Genomic DNA, 15,386 nt, shown 5'->3' on the forward strand with positions numbered 1-15,386 from the left:
TCCGCCTTCACGAAACTGGATGCAAACATGAGAAGAGACAAACGCCTCGCGAGTGCCGCTTTGGTTGCGCTTGCAACTGTAGCGTTGAGCGGTTGCGGTGCCGATGATTCCGCGCCTTCTGCAACGTCTTCATCGCCGGCCGTTGCCAATAACGATGCCGCGCCAGATGCGGCGATGGCGCCCGCCGCGGCAATGCTCAATGCATCCTCGACGCTCGCGGCGAACCCGGCCGCAGCCTCCGATCCGATCACGCAGAACATGCAAGCCAGTCTCGCCGCGGACAGCCAGCAAGTCTCACCCGTCATGCATTACGCACCCGGCGACAGCGCGAGCAGCAACTGACCCGTTTCTCCCGGCGCGCGAGGCGCGCTATTCTTCCCCCACGCAGAAGGTGATATTCGATGACATCAACTAGCCGTCGCCGTTTCCTGCAGACCGTGGCTTCATCCGCCGGCGCTGCTGCCGCACTGACCGCGCTGCCCGAGTCGATTCGTAATGCGCTTGCCGTTCCCGCGTTTTCGCGCACCGGCACGATCCGCGATGTCGAGCACATCGTCGTGTTCATGCAGGAGAACCGCTCGTTCGACCACTACTTCGGCCACATGCGCGGTGTGCGTGGCTACAACGACCGTTTCCCGATTCCGCTCTCGAGCGGCAAGCCGGTGTGGTATCAACCGTCGAAGGAAAATCCGGCTCAGCCTGTGTTGCCGTTCCATCTGAACACGGCGACCACCAGCGCGCAATGCGTCGGCGATCTGGATCACTCCTGGTACAAGACCCACGCCGCGATCGACGGCGGCCGCTACGACCAGTGGCCCGCCAACAAGACCGACATGACGATGGGCTATCACCTGCGCAGCGACATTCCGTTCCACTACGCGCTGGCCGATGCGTTCACCGTTTGCGACGCCTACTTCTGCTCGCTGCCGGGGCCCACGCACCCGAACCGCGCGTATCTGATGACCGGCATGGTCGATCCGTCCGGCACGCTGGGCGGCCCGCTGCTCGACAACAACGATTTCGTCGACGGCGACGGCCCGCCGAATTACCAATTGCTCTCGTGGACCACGTATCCGGAGCGCCTGCAAGCCGCGGGTATCTCGTGGCAGGTGTATCAGCAAGGGCTGACCGGCGCCGATCCGCTGAACGGCAACTACGGCACCAACATCCTGCAGAATTTCACGAACTTCATCAACGCGCAGCCGGGTTCGCCGTTGTATGAGCGCGCGCAAACCGTGCGCACCATCGACGACCTGAAGGCCGACGTGCTGGCCAACAAGCTGCCGCAAGTGTCGTGGCTGTGCCCGCCGGCCGCGTACTCGGAACACCCGAGCTATACGCCCGCATACGGCGCGGAATACACGTCGCAGATTCTCGAAGCGCTGACGTCGAATCCGGAGGTCTGGAGCAAGACCGTGCTATTCATCATGTACGACGAGAATGACGGTTTCTTCGACCACCTCGTGCCGCCGCAACCCGCAACGACAGGCGCTCAAGGCCAGTCCACGGTCAGCACCGAAGGCGAGATTCACAACGTGGTGAATCCGTTGCGCGGCGGCAGCTACACTGCCGACGGCCTGCCCTACGGCCTCGGCCCGCGTGTGCCCATGACGATCGTGTCGCCGTGGAGCAAGGGCGGCTTTGTGTGCTCGCAGGTGTTCGACCACACGTCGGTGATTCGCTTCATCGAAGCGCGCTTTGGCGTGTATGAGCCGAACATCACGGCATGGCGCCGCGCGGTGTGCGGCGACCTGACCACGGCATTCGACTTCCGCACGCCGGACTCGAAGGTGCCGCCGCTGCCGGACACGAGCAACTACAAGAGCATTGCCGACAACCAGTGCGCGACGCAGCCCAAGCCGACCGTTCCCGCAACGCCGGGCGCGATCGATCCGCAGGAAAGCGGCATTCGTTTCGCGCGCGCACTGCCGTATGAACTGCATGTGAACGGACACGCGGACTCGAAGAAGAACACGTTCGAACTCTCGATCGGCAACACCGGCGATCAGGGCGCGCATTTCTACGTGTACTCGATGAACCGCACGGACGGTCCGTGGCGTTACACGGTCGAAGCGGGCAAGTCGCTCAGCGAGACATTCGATCTGACCGTGACGAGCGGCGTGTACACGTTCGAAGTGTTCGGCCCGAATGGTTTCGTGCGCAAGTTCGCAGGCAACACGCAGCAGCCGAAGGCACAGAACGCGCAGTTCGGCGGCGGCCACGGCAACAACAAACCGGCCGAACCGGAAGTAAAGGTGCAATACGACGTCGCGAACGGCAACGTGTTCCTCAAGTTCAGCAACAAGGGCGGCGGTATTGCGCGGTTGACGGTGACCGACAACGCATACGGTGCCCGTCCGCGTCCGGTGCTGGTGCCGGCCGGCGCACAAATCGAAGAAGCATGGGTGCTGGCGTCGAGCCATCACTGGTACGACTTGACGGTGACGAGCAATGACGACGCGAGCTTCTCGCGCCGTCTTGCGGGTCACGTCGAGAATGGGCGGCCGAGCATTAGTGATCCGGCGGCGGTTGCGCCGGTGCTGGTGGCGATTTAAGAGTAAGCGGAAGTGAAACCGTCTTGAGTTGCACTGAAAGACCTGGAAGCATCGTGTCCACCTGAAATAGGTGGACACGTGAACTCCATCATGGAGGAAGGCGCCGGTCGGACAACGGCACCACCGTTTTTTTATAGCCCGGCGTTCAGCGCTCTGGCCTCTAGCGAGGGGCATAGTATTCGACGCGCGTATCGAATCAGACTTCTCCCTTCACCGATCGCGTGAAGGTTCTCGTTCACGACGGCATTGGCATCGTGCCGACGCCACCCGGGTGTGTTTGCTAAACTCGGTGCTCGCTCGCAAATCCGACCCGCCCGATCCTCGCGTACCTCGTCCGGCAATAAGGTCGCGCCGGTCATGCCGTCGTCTGGGACGGCTCAAGCCCGAGGATGAGCTGCGATATGCCCCCACAGCAGCCATTGAAAGAATCAAACGGAGACGACAAGATGGCGTATGCGATTGACCGTCTGGAAACTTTTCGTTCGCACGTATTCTGTGAAGGCTGGTTTTCCGGCCTTGCGGAGCGTCGCGGATCGATCTCGGTAATGTTGGACGGCAAGCGTTATCAGCCTGTCATCACCGCCGTCAACCGGCCGGACGTCGCAGCCGCGTTCGGTCGAGGTGCTGAAAAGTGGGGATTCAGACTGTCATGTCGCATCGACGCGCGAGACGGATGGTATGGAAGAATTGGCCTGATCCTGTCGGACGGCAAAACGGAACTCCGTGTCGATGATCCGGCGCGCGAGGTGCTTAACGCGGACTGCGCGGAATCAAGCGCTGCCGAGGCGGCTTTCTTCGAATCGGTGCGAGCTGCCGACAATCCTGCCATTCTCGAGATCGGCTCACGCGCCCGCAGCGGCAACAATCGCCGTGCGCTCTTCCCTGCTTCGGCCAGCTATGTGGGTTTCGACATCGTGGCCGGCGAAAACGTCGACATAGTCGGCGATGCCCATTTCCTTTCTCAGACACTTCCTGCCAATCACTTCGACTACATCTACACGATCTCCACGTTTGAACACCTGATGATGCCGTGGAAAGTCGCGGTCGAGATGAACAAGGTGATGAAGACCGGTGGTATCGGCTTTATCCAGTCTCATCAGTCGTGGCCGGTGCATGATGCGCCGTGGGACTTTTACCGCTTCTCGAAGTTCGGCTGGCATGGCATCTTCAACCAGTTCACCGGATTCGAGGTCGTGACCAGCGCCCAGAGCAACCCGGCGGCGATCATCCCCCAGACGCAGATCGACAATCCGGCGACGTTCCTTGAGAACGAGACCGGCTATCTGGCGAGCATGTGCGTGATAAAAAAGGTGGCGCCCTGCAACCTTTCCTGGGACGCCGATCCAGGCACGATCATGAAGACAGCCTATCCGGGCTGACCGTCAGTCGGCAATCGCCGCCTTGTCCAGCATGAGCGCGTGGCAGCCAATGCCGCACGACTAAATAGTTAGCTTGTCGAAGTGAATTCCGGGAAGTTTACGACTTGACTGGCGACTGTCGCAAGCGCACCCAACTGCACTGAAACGTCAGCACGACTGCAACCGTATCGGCATGACATTCGAAGCCTCGCCTGCAGAAAATCGCGCGCAGCGTTAAAGTGAAGTACCCCCAATCGATTGCCGAGGAATCCGTAATGAACCGTAACGCATTCACCGAAAGCCTGACGAAAGAAGGCTTCCCCGACGCCGTGGTTGTCACGCGCGAGGCGAACGCCGAGATGGCTGTTCACGAGCATCCGTTCGAAGCGAAAGCCCTGATTCTCGAAGGCGAAATGAGCATACGCGTGGGTGACGAGGAACGCGCGTATCACGTCGGCGACGTCTTCCACTTGCTGCCCCACAAACCGCATTCGGAGCGCTATGGCCCGAATGGTGTGACGTATCTGGTGGGAAGGAAGCAGTAAGGCGCGGCCTGAAAAACGGCACGCGCCAATCGAAAGAAGAACGTCAGGCGCCCAGCAGAACGCCAGTCCTGAAAGGCCGCGTGCCTGTCACACGCCCAAGCGGTGCGCCGGCCGTTACAAAGCGAATCGCGCGGCGCATGTAAAACACGCCTTCGGTCTTGCTGACGATCGTCGTCGTCTCGTCCGTCAGTGGATCGACGATATCGAATAGCGCCTGCCCCACGCGAATCGTGTCGCCAATCTTCGCGCGGTGAATGAGAATCCCGCTCACCGGCGCATAGAACTGCTCACTGCCGGCGAGCGGCGTGGCGGGCGTCAACAACGGCGGCAAAGGCCTGGCGTCGAGCTGAATCGCCTTGCGCCACACCAGATAATCGACAAGTGCGTCGGCATCCTCTTGAGCAACCTCATAGGAAACGTCGCGCTGGCCGCGGCACTCCACGGTCACGGCAATCGCACCGTCAGGCACCGGCTTGTCGGCCGGCAGAGCTTGTCGCAACTGCCACCATAACAGGCTGTGCGTTTCATCGAACGCTTCGCCGCCTGAATTGGTGGCAAGCAACGACGCCTGCGCTCCAAGATAACGCGACAACGGTTCGAACTCGGGCCACGCGGCCTCGCTGGTATAGAGGTGCATTGCCGCTTCGAGCGAACAGTGCAGATCGATAATTACATCCGCGTCGAACGAGAGTTTCAGCAGCGCCAGTTGCAGCGATTCGAATTCGGTCAACGGTTTCTGAGCGGCCAGTTCCTCGGCAATCAACCGGCGAACAATCCGCACATTCTCGGCGGCATTGGAACCCAACGCTTCTTTGGCTTGCGCCACCAGCTTCGGAAACTGCAGGAAGTGACGATTGAAGTTCTTCCCGCTGCCCAGATCGAAGCGGCCAAGAAATTGACCGAGCACGTATTGGCCGAGCCCGACCGGATTCGCTACCGGCACAAGGACGATTTCCGCGTTCAGCGCATCCTGCTTTTCCAGTTCGAGCAAACGACGCTTGAGCAAGACCGTCGTCAGCATCGCCGGCGTTTCATCGGCATGCAGCGACGACTGGATATAAATCTTCTGCCCGCTATTCGCCGGGCCGAAATGAAACGACACCAGTTCGCGGTGCGTGCCGATAGCCGGCGAGAGAAGCGGAATGGATTGCCTGTTCATGAGCGGGAGTCTTTAAAAGAAAGTCGGAGAATCAGTTTCCGTACGGATCGAAGTCGAAGTACTTCTTTGCGATCTGCGCGTACGTGCCGTCCTTGCGCATCGAGGCGATCGCCTCGTTGATGGAGGCCTGCACCGCGGTCTCATCCTTGCGCAAGCCGATGCCCACGCCGCGATCGCCCATCGAGAGCGGTTCGCCCACGAACGCAAACCCCTTGCCCGCCTGTGTGCGCAAGAATCCGTAGTCCGCCTCCACCGAACCGAGCAACGCGCCGTCGAGACGCCCGTTCTCCAGGTCGGCGAAGACTTCCTCCTGACTCTTATACGCCACCACATGCACGCCGAGCGGCGCCCAGTTCTTCAGCGCATACCCCTCGAACTGCGTGCCCGACTGCACGCCGATTTGCTTGCCTGGCAATGCGTTCAAGCCGCCCGCGAGCGCGGAACCTTGGCGCGCGATTAGCCGCGATTTGAACTGGAACAGCTTCGACGAAAACAGAATCTGCTGTTCGCGCTTTTCCGTGATCGCCATTGAAGAAAGGATCGCGTCGATCTTGCGCGCCTGCAACGCCGGAATCATCCCCGAAAATTCGAGCTCCACCCACTGGCAGCGCGCGTGAATGCGCTTGCAGATTTCGTTGCCGAGATCGACGTCGAAGCCTTTGAAGCTGCCGTCGGGCGCCTTGGAGTCCATCGGCGGATAGGTCGGATCGATGCCGAGGCGCAGCGTGGTGGAATCAGCAGCAAACGCGCCGCTGCTGAAAGCCAGCGCGGCGCTCAAGATCATCAGCGAAATTTTCATGGGAGGACGGAGTGTGGGGTGGGCGGATAACTACCGCGTCATCCTATGCCGCGTCCGCGCATCAAAGAAGCCCCGTTGAGACTATCATGATCACTTTTACCGATCACCGGACGGCACAGCCCTCATGGCGTTGACCATCTCCCAGCTTCGCGCATTCACCGCCGTGGCCGAGCACGGCAGCATCCGCGCGGCTTCGCGTGCGCTCGGTATCGCGCAAAGCGGCATCACGCAGCAATTGCAGAACCTCGAATCGATGCTCGGCGCCACGCTCTTTACCCGCACGAATCGGGGCATTGCGCTGACCGCACTCGGCCAGCGGCTGTTGCAGCGGGCCGGCGCGATCATCGGCGAATGCGAACGCGCGGAGCAGGACGTGCAGCAACTGCGCGGCGACTATGTCGGCGAGGTCACGTTCGGCATGACAACCGAACCGCTCGTCGATGCGTTCGCGCCGGTGCTGATGGAATTCCACACGCGCTTCGAGCGGGTCGCGGTGCATCTGCGTACGGGCACCTCGCGCATGATGATTTCGTGGATTCGCGAAGGCACGCTGGACTTCGCGGTTGCCCTCGTCTCGAAGCACACGGATACCGCCGATCTATCGGTCATGCCGCTTTATCCGTCCGATCCGGTGGTCGTCTGCCGCCAAGGGCATCCGAAGGCCGGCGCGACCTCGCTGGCCGAACTGGTCGACTGCACGTGGGTGGCCACGCGCTCGCCGAATCTCACGGCCGATCCGCAAGTCAATCGCCTGAGCCATCTGTTCGAGAGCCACGGCTTGCCGCCGCCGAAAATCGTCGCGACGGTAGAAGGCTTGTACGAGACGCTGCATCTGGTGGGCGCAACGGACTGCCTGTCGCTGGAGTCGTCGATCGTGGCGAAGCGTGGGCCGTTTGCCGGCACGCTCACGTCCATTCCCGTGCGCGAGCGCGCGGTCGAACAGAACGTGTGCCTGCTGCAGCGCGCGGCCATTCCGCTCACGCCCGCCGCGCAGGAGCTCGCGACCATGATCGCTTCGTACACGCGCACGGTGCGGGCGCGTTGAAGCGGTGCTGCCAAGCGAAGCCGCCGCGCTGCGGCTACAATTAAGTATCCACACCGGACGCAAGCAGCATTAACGGCGCCGTTCGAGCATCCACGTAGGCGAACGACCGCCGGCACCCACCGAAAAAGTCCGGGCACGCTTCAAGCTAAGCACAGCAGCAAACCAATTGCGGAGGCGAGCGGCGCACAGCGCCCTCGCACCGCATGGAGTCTTCTTTACGTCGTAGACCATCAACAGGAGTTTCCCCAAATGATGAATCGAGACAATCCCGTCTGGCTGATCACAGGATGTTCCACCGGATTCGGCCGCGAGCTGGCAAAACTGGTGCTGGAACGCGGCTGGCGCGCGGTGGTTACCGCACGCGACCCGTCGAAAGTGAAAGATATCGTTGAGGGCCACGCCGATCGCGCACTGGTTCTGGCGCTCGACGTGACGAATCCCAAGCAGATCGAAGACGTAGTCGCGCAGACAAAGCAGCGTTTCGGCCGCGTCGATGCGCTCGTCAACAACGCGGGTTACGGTTATCTGGCCGCGATCGAGGAAGGCGAAGACGACGAAGTCCGCGCCATGTTCGAAACCAACGTATTCGGCCTGATCGACATGACGAAGGCGGTCTTGCCGATCATGCGTGAACAGCACAGCGGTTTGATCGTGAACGTGTCGTCAATCGGCGGTATCACGAGCTTTGCGGCGACCGGCTATTACCACGCCACCAAATACGCAGTGGAGGGCTTGTCCGAATCGCTGGCGACGGAGGTGAAGCCGCTCGGCATCGACGTGTTGATCGTTGAGCCGGGGCCGTTCCGTACGAACTGGGCGGGTCCGTCTATCAAACAGTCGGGCACGGTGATCGACGACTACGCGGCCACGGCCGGCGAGCGCCGCGCGCAGACCGAAGCGCGCAGCGGCAAGCAGGCAGGCGACCCGGTGCGCGCGGCGCAGGCCATCATCGACGCCGCGCTGTCGGACAAACCGCCGCTGCGTTTACTGCTCGGCAAAACTGCACTCGAATTGGCCCGCAAGAAGCTGGACTTCATGCGCGGCGACTTCGATGCATGGGAAGCCACGACGGTAGGCGCGGATTTTCCGGAGGGAGCGGGTTAATAAGCCGCGCGAGTCATCCGTTGGTTGGGTTAAAACTCGACCAGCGCGAAGTCTTCCTTGCCTACGTCGCAGAGCGGGCAGCGCCAGTCGGGCGGGACATCCGCCCAGCGCGTGCCCGGCGCGATGCCTTCTTCCGGCAAACCCTCGGCTTCGTCGTAGACCCAGCCGCAGATCACGCAGACCCATTGCTTGAAGTCGTCCGCTGTGGCGGCGGAATCGGTGCACGCAGGCGGCGCATCGGCCGCCTGCGACGCCGGCGTTTCATCGAGGCTCACCACCAACGGTGCGGCAGTGCCCACGCCGGTTTCCGCGAGACGCGCCTGCAGGCTTTCCAGCAACCGCTGCGCTTCGGCCTGCGTCAGATCGATCCAGTAGGGATCGCCGGCGCCGTCGTTGAGCCGCTCGGGGGAAAACTGGATTTCTACGGCTACGCCCTTCTTGTACATGGCAAATCGGAATATCGATTAAGCCGGCAGCGCGTCCCCAAGGGGCTTCCTTCAGGACGGGCCGGCATGGGTCGGAAGCGTCGCGCCGAGGCTTCGCGCAGAGATCAGACGAACTGGTTCAGTACGATGGCGGCGATCAGGCCGGCAGCGCCGATGAGGCCCAGCAGTTGCAGCAGAGTGAGGGATTTACGGGTTGCGGTAGGGATTTGTTGCGTAGTCACGGGCTATTCTTGAAGATCGGAAAAAGCGAAATGGTACACGGGTCCGCGGCCTGCGCATGTCGATTAGCGCAAACCGCCGTGCATTAGCTGCCATTATCGCCGCTCGATCGCCCGGGATTCCCTACCGTCCGGAAATGGATTAATTCCCCTTGACGGGGAAAAGTTTTCCTGTGAATGCGCCAGGCGCGATCAGTAACAAAACTGCACGTCCACACGCCCGGCGTCAGATAGACCCGGATATCAGCTTTTCGCCAGCGGGCTGCCGTGGCGAGAATCCCAGAAGCGAATCACCTCGGTGTCGCCCGTGCCGGCGCCCACCACCTGATCCGGTGCGCCGTGCTCGCGCAGCAACGCGCGCAGTTCGTTGATGACCGGAAACACCTCGTGATTCCAGTCCGCGCCTTGCGAATCGTGGGCGCGCTGTTCGGCTTCGACGATCTCGCGGTCTTCCTTGAAAATGCGTTCGGTGAACCACACCAGCAGCGGCCATGCGAGATTCAGTACGCCGGGAACGCCCGGTTTGCGAATCGACAGCAGGCCGAACGTGCGGTTGGTACGCTGCTCGCGATCGAGCGGCACATAGACGATCCATAGATTCATCACCAGCGTCTGCTCGGACGTGCGAATCTGCAGCGTCTGATACGGATACTCGGTGCGGATCGTCATCACGTCCTTGTCGTTGTCGCCGCCGGTTTTGCGGCTCTGGCCGAACACGATGGCTTCGCCGATAGGTTGCTGGCCGGCCATGCGCGCAAACGTGTAATCGACTTCGACCCAGCCCTCGCCGTTGCGGCGGCCGAGCGAGCGCGCCCGCATCTGCCCCATCTGCTTGCGATGCAGAAACTGATGGTTCATGTCCATCAGGTTCTCGTGCATGAACGAGTAGTGGCAATTCACCGGACGGCCAAAGCGGCGCGTCTTGTACTTCTTGTCCGAAACCGAGGCGAGATCCGGCAGGGGCCGTTGTTCTGCAAGAGCGGCGTCGCCGGGGAAAACGAAAATCAGGCCTTCCACTTCGTGGCACGGATAGGAGCGCACACCGTTCGGCAGACGTTCGCGACCCAGATACGGCACGTCGATACACTTGCCCGAACAGTCGTAAGTCCAGCCGTGGTAGCCGCAGCGAATCGATTCGCCATCCACCACGCCCTGATGCAAGGGCACCTGACGATGCGCGCAGCGGTCTTCGAGCGCGAACACCTTGCCGGCCTCCGTGCGCGCCAGCACGATCGGGTCGCCCGCGAACGTCACGCCATGCGTCTTGCCCCGCTTCACCTCATGCGACCACGCAAGCGGATACCAGTAATCAGGGTGAATGCCGACGCGGCGCAGATCGCGCACCGGCGCGTCGTTGGCCGCCTGGCCGGACGCGTGAGCGCTTTTCTGCGATGCTGCCTGGACGGGCTGCACATCGACGGTTGCATCGCCCGTGTCTTGTTCTAGCGGGGGAACAGCATGCATAGGTGGGTCTCCGTGCACGAGCGGAAAGAGGGTCGCCACCCTGCAGATTGCGGGCGGCATCGTCGCCAGTCTACTAGAACCCGACACCCTATGGGATCGAGGACCGCGCAACCACCCTCGGCAGCGCCTGCCCGCACAAGCGCACCGCCCACCTCGAACACCTTGTTGAAAAGACGCCGCGCCGCGTCAGCCTTCGTCCGGCGCCACCAGGCCGGAGCGGCGCTGCACGCCCCACGACCGCCCGCCGCGCAGGAAATGCAGCCAGCCGAGCGTGGCGCCCACATGCCGTACCAGCTGAAACGTGAACGGCTCGGCGATCGCCGCGAACACCGCCATCCACAAGCTGTTGGCGGTGCGCTCGCCGGTCCAGCGCCGATACAGATGAATGCTCCACAGATAGAACGCGAGATCGATCGCCGTTTTGAGCCCGATCACGCTGAAGATCGACACGACGATCGCGCCGTGTCCGCCGAACAGAAAGGCGAGCAGCAGCGCAAACGCGGTCAGGCCGTAGATGGGCTGCATGGTGTCGATCGCCTTGACCGGCAGCATCAGCATGCCGAGCGTGCCGTAGCGCGGATTGCCGGTCATGTCGCGGTTCCAGTATTGCGTCTGCAGGAAGCCCGCGAACCAGCGCCGGCGTTGACGCAGAAAACTGGCAAGGTTGTCCGGCGCATCGGTGCGGGCATGCGCGTCGCCGACCACGCGCACGTCCCAGCCAAGGCCGTGGTCGACCGAATAGCGGCGCAGCCGGTGAATCAGCTCGTAGTCTTCGACCAGGCACTGCGGATCGAAACCGCCCACGTCGACCAGCGCGTCGCGCTTGAACGAAGCGAAGGCGCCCGAAATCAGCAGCAGACTGTCGGCGCGCATCCACGCAAAACGGGCGATGAAGTTGCGCATGTACTCGTAGGTCTGAAACCACTGGAATACACGCCCCGACACCGACTTGCCGCACACCGGCACCAGAATGCCGGCTGCGGCGACCAGCTTCGGCTCGCTCGCGAAAGCGGCACGCATGGCGTAGGTGGCGTCGTCGTCGAGCAGAGTGTCGGCGTCGACTGTCATGACGGTTTCCGTGGTCATCACGGTGATCGCGGCGTTCAGCGCGCGCGCCTTGCCGCCGTGCGGCACGCGCAGCCAGAACAGGTTCGGATACAGCGAGCTCGGCGCGCTCAGCACGCCGTCGGCGGCCGCGGTGAGGCCGAAGCGCCCAGTGAGCAGCTCGCGGGTCGAGTCGGTGGAGCCGTCGTCGGCAATGACGATTTGCGCCGGCCCGTGCGTTTGCCGCAGCAGCGCGGCGAGCGTCACCGGCAGAACGGTCGCTTCGTTATGCGACGCAACGATCACGCCCATGCTCGGCAAGCTGCGCCGCTCGAACTCGGGTTCGAGCGGCGGTGTACGCCGCATGAGCGGCAGCGTTTTCCACGTGACGAACGCCAGCAGCAAGGTGTCGTACACCACGTAGGCAATGCCCGTCGACCAGGCCAGCGCCCCCTGCAGAAAGAAGGCGCGTGCGAACAGCAGCAGCCACAACACGACCACGCTCAGATGAATCAGCGTACTCAACGCAGTCGTGCGGCGCGGCACAATGCGCGGCGACGCGAGCGCGAGAGCCTGTTCCAGGGTTTTCTTCAAAGTGACGGCCGGGTTAGTCGGTGCTGCGGTTGATAAGGGGACGCAGCGCTCAAGGCACCATGCGCTTCAGAACCGACTTGCGATCGATCCACTGATGCTTCAACGCGCCGCCGATATGCATTGCCAGCAGCGCATAGAGCGCGTAGCCGAGCCAGGTGTGCAAGGCCCCGAAGCGATCGTGCAAGCTCTCCTTGAGCGCCGGATCGAGATTCATCACGTAACCGATGCGCGGCCAGGGAAACAGATCGAACAGGCGCATGGGGTGCGTCGCCGCGTCCTTCCATGCGGAATCGTGCAGCCAGCCCGATAGTGGCAGTGCAATCATCAGCAGATACAGCAGAAAATGCGCGACATGGGCGGCGATTTTCTCCCACGAAGGAAACTCGCGCGGCAAGGGCGGCGGCCTGTGCGACACACGCCACAAGATGCGCATGAGCGCGAGACCGAGCACCGTGATCCCGATCGACTTATGGGTATCGACCACCGGGCGCACCCAGTCGTCCGGCAACGAATCCGCGCTCAGGCCGAGCACCACGTTGCCGATCATCAGCAGCGCGATCAGCCAGTGCAGAATCATGGCCGTGCGGGTGTATCGCGACGGCACTGGCGTGCCGCTCGAATCGGTCAAAGAGTCGGCGTGCGTATTCATGGTTGTTCCGTCCGCAGACGCGTTGCTGCGAAAGCTGTTTGAAAATCCGGCGATACCGAAGGAGGTTCACGCGCGCCGCAATAGGCAAACGCCCCAGTGTGCGTTTTTATTCCGCTGGGCGCTTAACAGTATGTTTCAGATTATTTCGCGCGCCCGGCGCAGGGAAGCGACTGCACCCTGGCGATGCGACGCCTCGCGCCGCGCGATCAACGCGGTCGACTCGATCCGTTCCTCGACCCAGCCGTTGGTTGCATGCGCATCCAGTAGCTGCCGGATGCGTGCCTGCAGTTCGTCCAGCCGCTCGCCGAGCCGTTCGCGCGACAGACTCGACATCGACAGGGGGCGCTCGATCAACGATTCGACCGACGTGCGCCGTGTTTCGACAATCGACACACGCTCGAGCGCCGGAAATGACGACTTCGCGAGCACCGTGTCGTGGCTCTCCCAGTCGTCCGACTTGCGCTGCATGCGCGCCGGGTCGCTCTGCGCATACTCTTCGACCAGCGCGTGGTAGGGCGCGAGCCAGGCAATCGGCGCTTCGGTGACGATCGCGGTCGAGAACAGCGCGACCGCGCCTTCCGGTTCGATCAGCTCATCCAGCCGGGCGAGCGTGTCGGGCCGGTCCATCCAGTGAAACGCTCGTCCGATCACTGCCAGGCGAAAGCGCCCCAGAGTAGGAGCCAGATCATAGGAGCTGCCCTCGCGATACTCGATGTTGGGCGCAATCCCGGCGCCGAGACCCGCTGCGATGCGCAGCATTTCCGGTTCGGGGTCGAGCGCAAGACCCGATCCGACCCACGAAGAAAACGCCAGAGACAACTGCCCCGGCCCGCAGCCGAGATCGAGCAGCCGGTGCGAACCGCCGAGCTCGCACGACTGCGCGACGCGGCGAATCAGCTGCGGCGAATAGGGTGGACGGCCCGCCAGGTAGTGCGCGGCGTTGGTCTTGAAGCGGTCGGGGACGAACGGAATCGGTGCGGTCATCGGCAGTTCCAGGCAGGTGGTTGGCGGCAACAGGCAAGCGAACAGAACGTCATTGTCGTTGCTGCGACGTATTTTCGCCGATGTCGCCATGCAATTCGAGCCGGTCGGCGTGCATGCGTCGGGATCGATCCTGCTGGTTGGATGTCCATTTGACTGCGCAGTTTCCGGCGGCACGATAAATCGTCCGTGCGGCTGCCGCGCGACAGCGTCCAGCGGGAGACCGGGCACGCAAGCGCACTGAAAGGCGCCCGACGCGTTATGTCCCGCCGGGCGATTCGAAAACCCGGCCAGTCACCATTCAACGCTTCACAAACCGCTTCACAAACCGATAATGCCCAACGCCCCACTCGTTCCCATTCGCGTAGCCGAATAGCTCGGCCACGGCCATATAGAACATGCGCCAACGTTGCAGCCACACGGCCGCATCGTGCGCGCCGTAGGTATCGGCGAGCATCGGCATCACCCGGTCGCGCGCTGCGTCGAGCGCGGCGAGCCAATGATTCGCCGTGCGCTCGTAGTGCGTACCGCTCACCCACCACTGCCGCTCCATGCGCAAGTCGCCCTGGAAATTGAGCAGCAGCGCCTCGGACGGCATCGTGCCGCCGGTGAAGAAGTACTTCGACATCCAGTCGCTGCCGTCCTGTACCTGGAAGTGGTACGCAAGCGTGCGATGCACGAAGATATGCACGAACAGCTTTGCGTCGTCGCGCATCCAGCGTGCGATTTTTGTCAGCAGCAAGCCGTAGTTCTTCATGTGCTCGAACATCTCGATCGACACCACGCGATCAAAGCCGCAGCCAGGCTGTGCGTCGTCGCCGTTCTCGAATTCGAAATCGACAACGTTGCCCGTGAACACCGAGAGATTGTGCAAGCCTGCCTCGGCCGCGCGCGCTTCGATGAACGCGCGCTGCGCATGCGAGTTCGATAGCGCGACGATCTGCGAATTCGGGTAACGCGCCGCCAGCCATAACGACAGCGAACCCCAGCCGCAGCCGAGGTCGAGAATCCGCTGACCGTCGGCCAGTTCCGCCCGCTCGGCGTAGCGTTCGAGCATGGCCGCCTCGGCTTGCGCGAGCGTCTCGCTGCCGGTCGGATACAGGCAGCACGAATACTTCAGACGCGGCCCGAGATGCGCATGGAAGAACGACGCCGGCACCTCGTAATGCTGCGTGTTGGCGGCTTGCGTTTCGATGGCGATCGGACTCGCGCGCAGATCGTCCAGCAGACGGTTGAGCCTTTGCGAGCGCACCTCGCCGTTGTCGAGCGCTTCGTCGCGCAAGCGCTGGCGCATCAGCCGACGCATGCCGAAACGGATCACGCCGTCAGGCAGCCAGCCGCGTTCGCAGCGCTGAATGAGCCAGCCGTCAGCGGGCTCGGCGGGCGGGGGCGGCATGGTGTGATCGGCGGTGGAAAGGCTCATGA

The 15,386-nt window shown here is 62.5% G+C and carries 14 protein-coding genes; 6 read left to right on the forward strand and 8 right to left on the reverse strand.

Features of this window, described 5'->3' with window-relative positions:
- Window positions 1-27 precede the first annotated feature (27 nt).
- The 4 genes from PDMSB3_RS35190 to PDMSB3_RS35205 all read left to right on the forward strand — a co-directional run bounded on the left by PDMSB3_RS35190 (window position 28) and on the right by PDMSB3_RS35205 (window position 4,458).
- Entirely contained in the window at window positions 28-342 is a 315-nt protein-coding gene (locus PDMSB3_RS35190) for a hypothetical protein (protein WP_084747703.1), read from the forward strand.
- A gap of 59 nt (window positions 343-401) precedes the next feature.
- Entirely contained in the window at window positions 402-2,555 is a 2,154-nt protein-coding gene (locus tag PDMSB3_RS35195) for a phosphocholine-specific phospholipase C (protein ID WP_007178520.1), read from the forward strand.
- Window positions 2,556-3,001: 446 nt separating this feature from the next.
- A complete protein-coding gene (locus PDMSB3_RS35200; protein WP_007178521.1) occupies window positions 3,002-3,934 on the forward strand; it encodes a methyltransferase domain-containing protein in 933 nt (310 codons plus the stop codon).
- Between the two features lie 254 nt (window positions 3,935-4,188).
- Window positions 4,189-4,458, forward strand: coding sequence for a cupin domain-containing protein (locus PDMSB3_RS35205; RefSeq protein WP_007178522.1), 270 nt, complete (start codon window positions 4,189-4,191; stop codon window positions 4,456-4,458).
- A 43-nt stretch (window positions 4,459-4,501) separates the two neighbouring features.
- On the opposite strand, the gene PDMSB3_RS35210 is transcribed toward PDMSB3_RS35205, so the two are convergent.
- Complete coding sequence (locus PDMSB3_RS35210) at window positions 4,502-5,617, reverse strand: succinylglutamate desuccinylase/aspartoacylase family protein (RefSeq protein ID WP_007178523.1); 1,116 nt, start codon at window positions 5,615-5,617, stop codon at window positions 4,502-4,504.
- A 31-nt stretch (window positions 5,618-5,648) separates the two neighbouring features.
- Window positions 5,649-6,416, reverse strand: a complete 768-nt coding sequence (locus PDMSB3_RS35215; RefSeq protein ID WP_007178524.1) for a transporter substrate-binding domain-containing protein — start codon at window positions 6,414-6,416, stop codon at window positions 5,649-5,651.
- Window positions 6,417-6,540: 124 nt separating this feature from the next.
- Here PDMSB3_RS35215 and PDMSB3_RS35220 point away from each other — a divergent pair, with 124 nt between their 5' ends.
- On the forward strand, window positions 6,541-7,461 hold the full coding sequence (locus tag PDMSB3_RS35220) for a LysR substrate-binding domain-containing protein (protein WP_007178525.1): 921 nt from the start codon (window positions 6,541-6,543) through the stop codon (window positions 7,459-7,461).
- Window positions 7,462-7,710: 249 nt separating this feature from the next.
- On the forward strand, window positions 7,711-8,565 hold the full coding sequence (locus PDMSB3_RS35225; protein ID WP_007178526.1) for an oxidoreductase: 855 nt from the start codon (window positions 7,711-7,713) through the stop codon (window positions 8,563-8,565).
- A gap of 29 nt (window positions 8,566-8,594) precedes the next feature.
- Here PDMSB3_RS35225 and PDMSB3_RS38355 read toward each other — a convergent pair whose 3' ends face one another.
- From PDMSB3_RS38355 to PDMSB3_RS35255, 6 genes are all read right to left on the reverse strand, one after another.
- Window positions 8,595-9,011, reverse strand: a complete 417-nt coding sequence (locus PDMSB3_RS38355; RefSeq protein WP_007178527.1) for a rubredoxin — start codon at window positions 9,009-9,011, stop codon at window positions 8,595-8,597.
- A gap of 461 nt (window positions 9,012-9,472) precedes the next feature.
- Window positions 9,473-10,693, reverse strand: a complete 1,221-nt coding sequence (locus PDMSB3_RS35235) for an aromatic ring-hydroxylating oxygenase subunit alpha (protein WP_165189538.1) — start codon at window positions 10,691-10,693, stop codon at window positions 9,473-9,475.
- A 186-nt stretch (window positions 10,694-10,879) separates the two neighbouring features.
- The gene (locus PDMSB3_RS35240) at window positions 10,880-12,331 is read right to left on the reverse strand and encodes a glycosyltransferase family 2 protein (protein ID WP_007178529.1); all 1,452 of its coding nucleotides are present in this window, start codon (window positions 12,329-12,331) and stop codon (window positions 10,880-10,882) included.
- A gap of 49 nt (window positions 12,332-12,380) precedes the next feature.
- Window positions 12,381-12,980 carry a cytochrome b gene (locus PDMSB3_RS35245; RefSeq protein WP_007178530.1) on the reverse strand — a complete coding sequence of 200 codons (600 nt, stop codon included), beginning with the start codon at window positions 12,978-12,980 and terminating at the stop codon, window positions 12,381-12,383.
- Window positions 12,981-13,115: 135 nt separating this feature from the next.
- Complete coding sequence (locus PDMSB3_RS35250; protein WP_007178531.1) at window positions 13,116-13,964, reverse strand: class I SAM-dependent methyltransferase; 849 nt, start codon at window positions 13,962-13,964, stop codon at window positions 13,116-13,118.
- A 298-nt stretch (window positions 13,965-14,262) separates the two neighbouring features.
- Window positions 14,263-15,384, reverse strand: a complete 1,122-nt coding sequence (locus tag PDMSB3_RS35255; RefSeq protein ID WP_165189540.1) for an SAM-dependent methyltransferase — start codon at window positions 15,382-15,384, stop codon at window positions 14,263-14,265.
- Window positions 15,385-15,386: the final 2 nt, after the last annotated feature.

The organism is Paraburkholderia dioscoreae (assembly GCF_902459535.1).
Classification (GTDB): domain Bacteria; phylum Pseudomonadota; class Gammaproteobacteria; order Burkholderiales; family Burkholderiaceae; genus Paraburkholderia; species Paraburkholderia dioscoreae.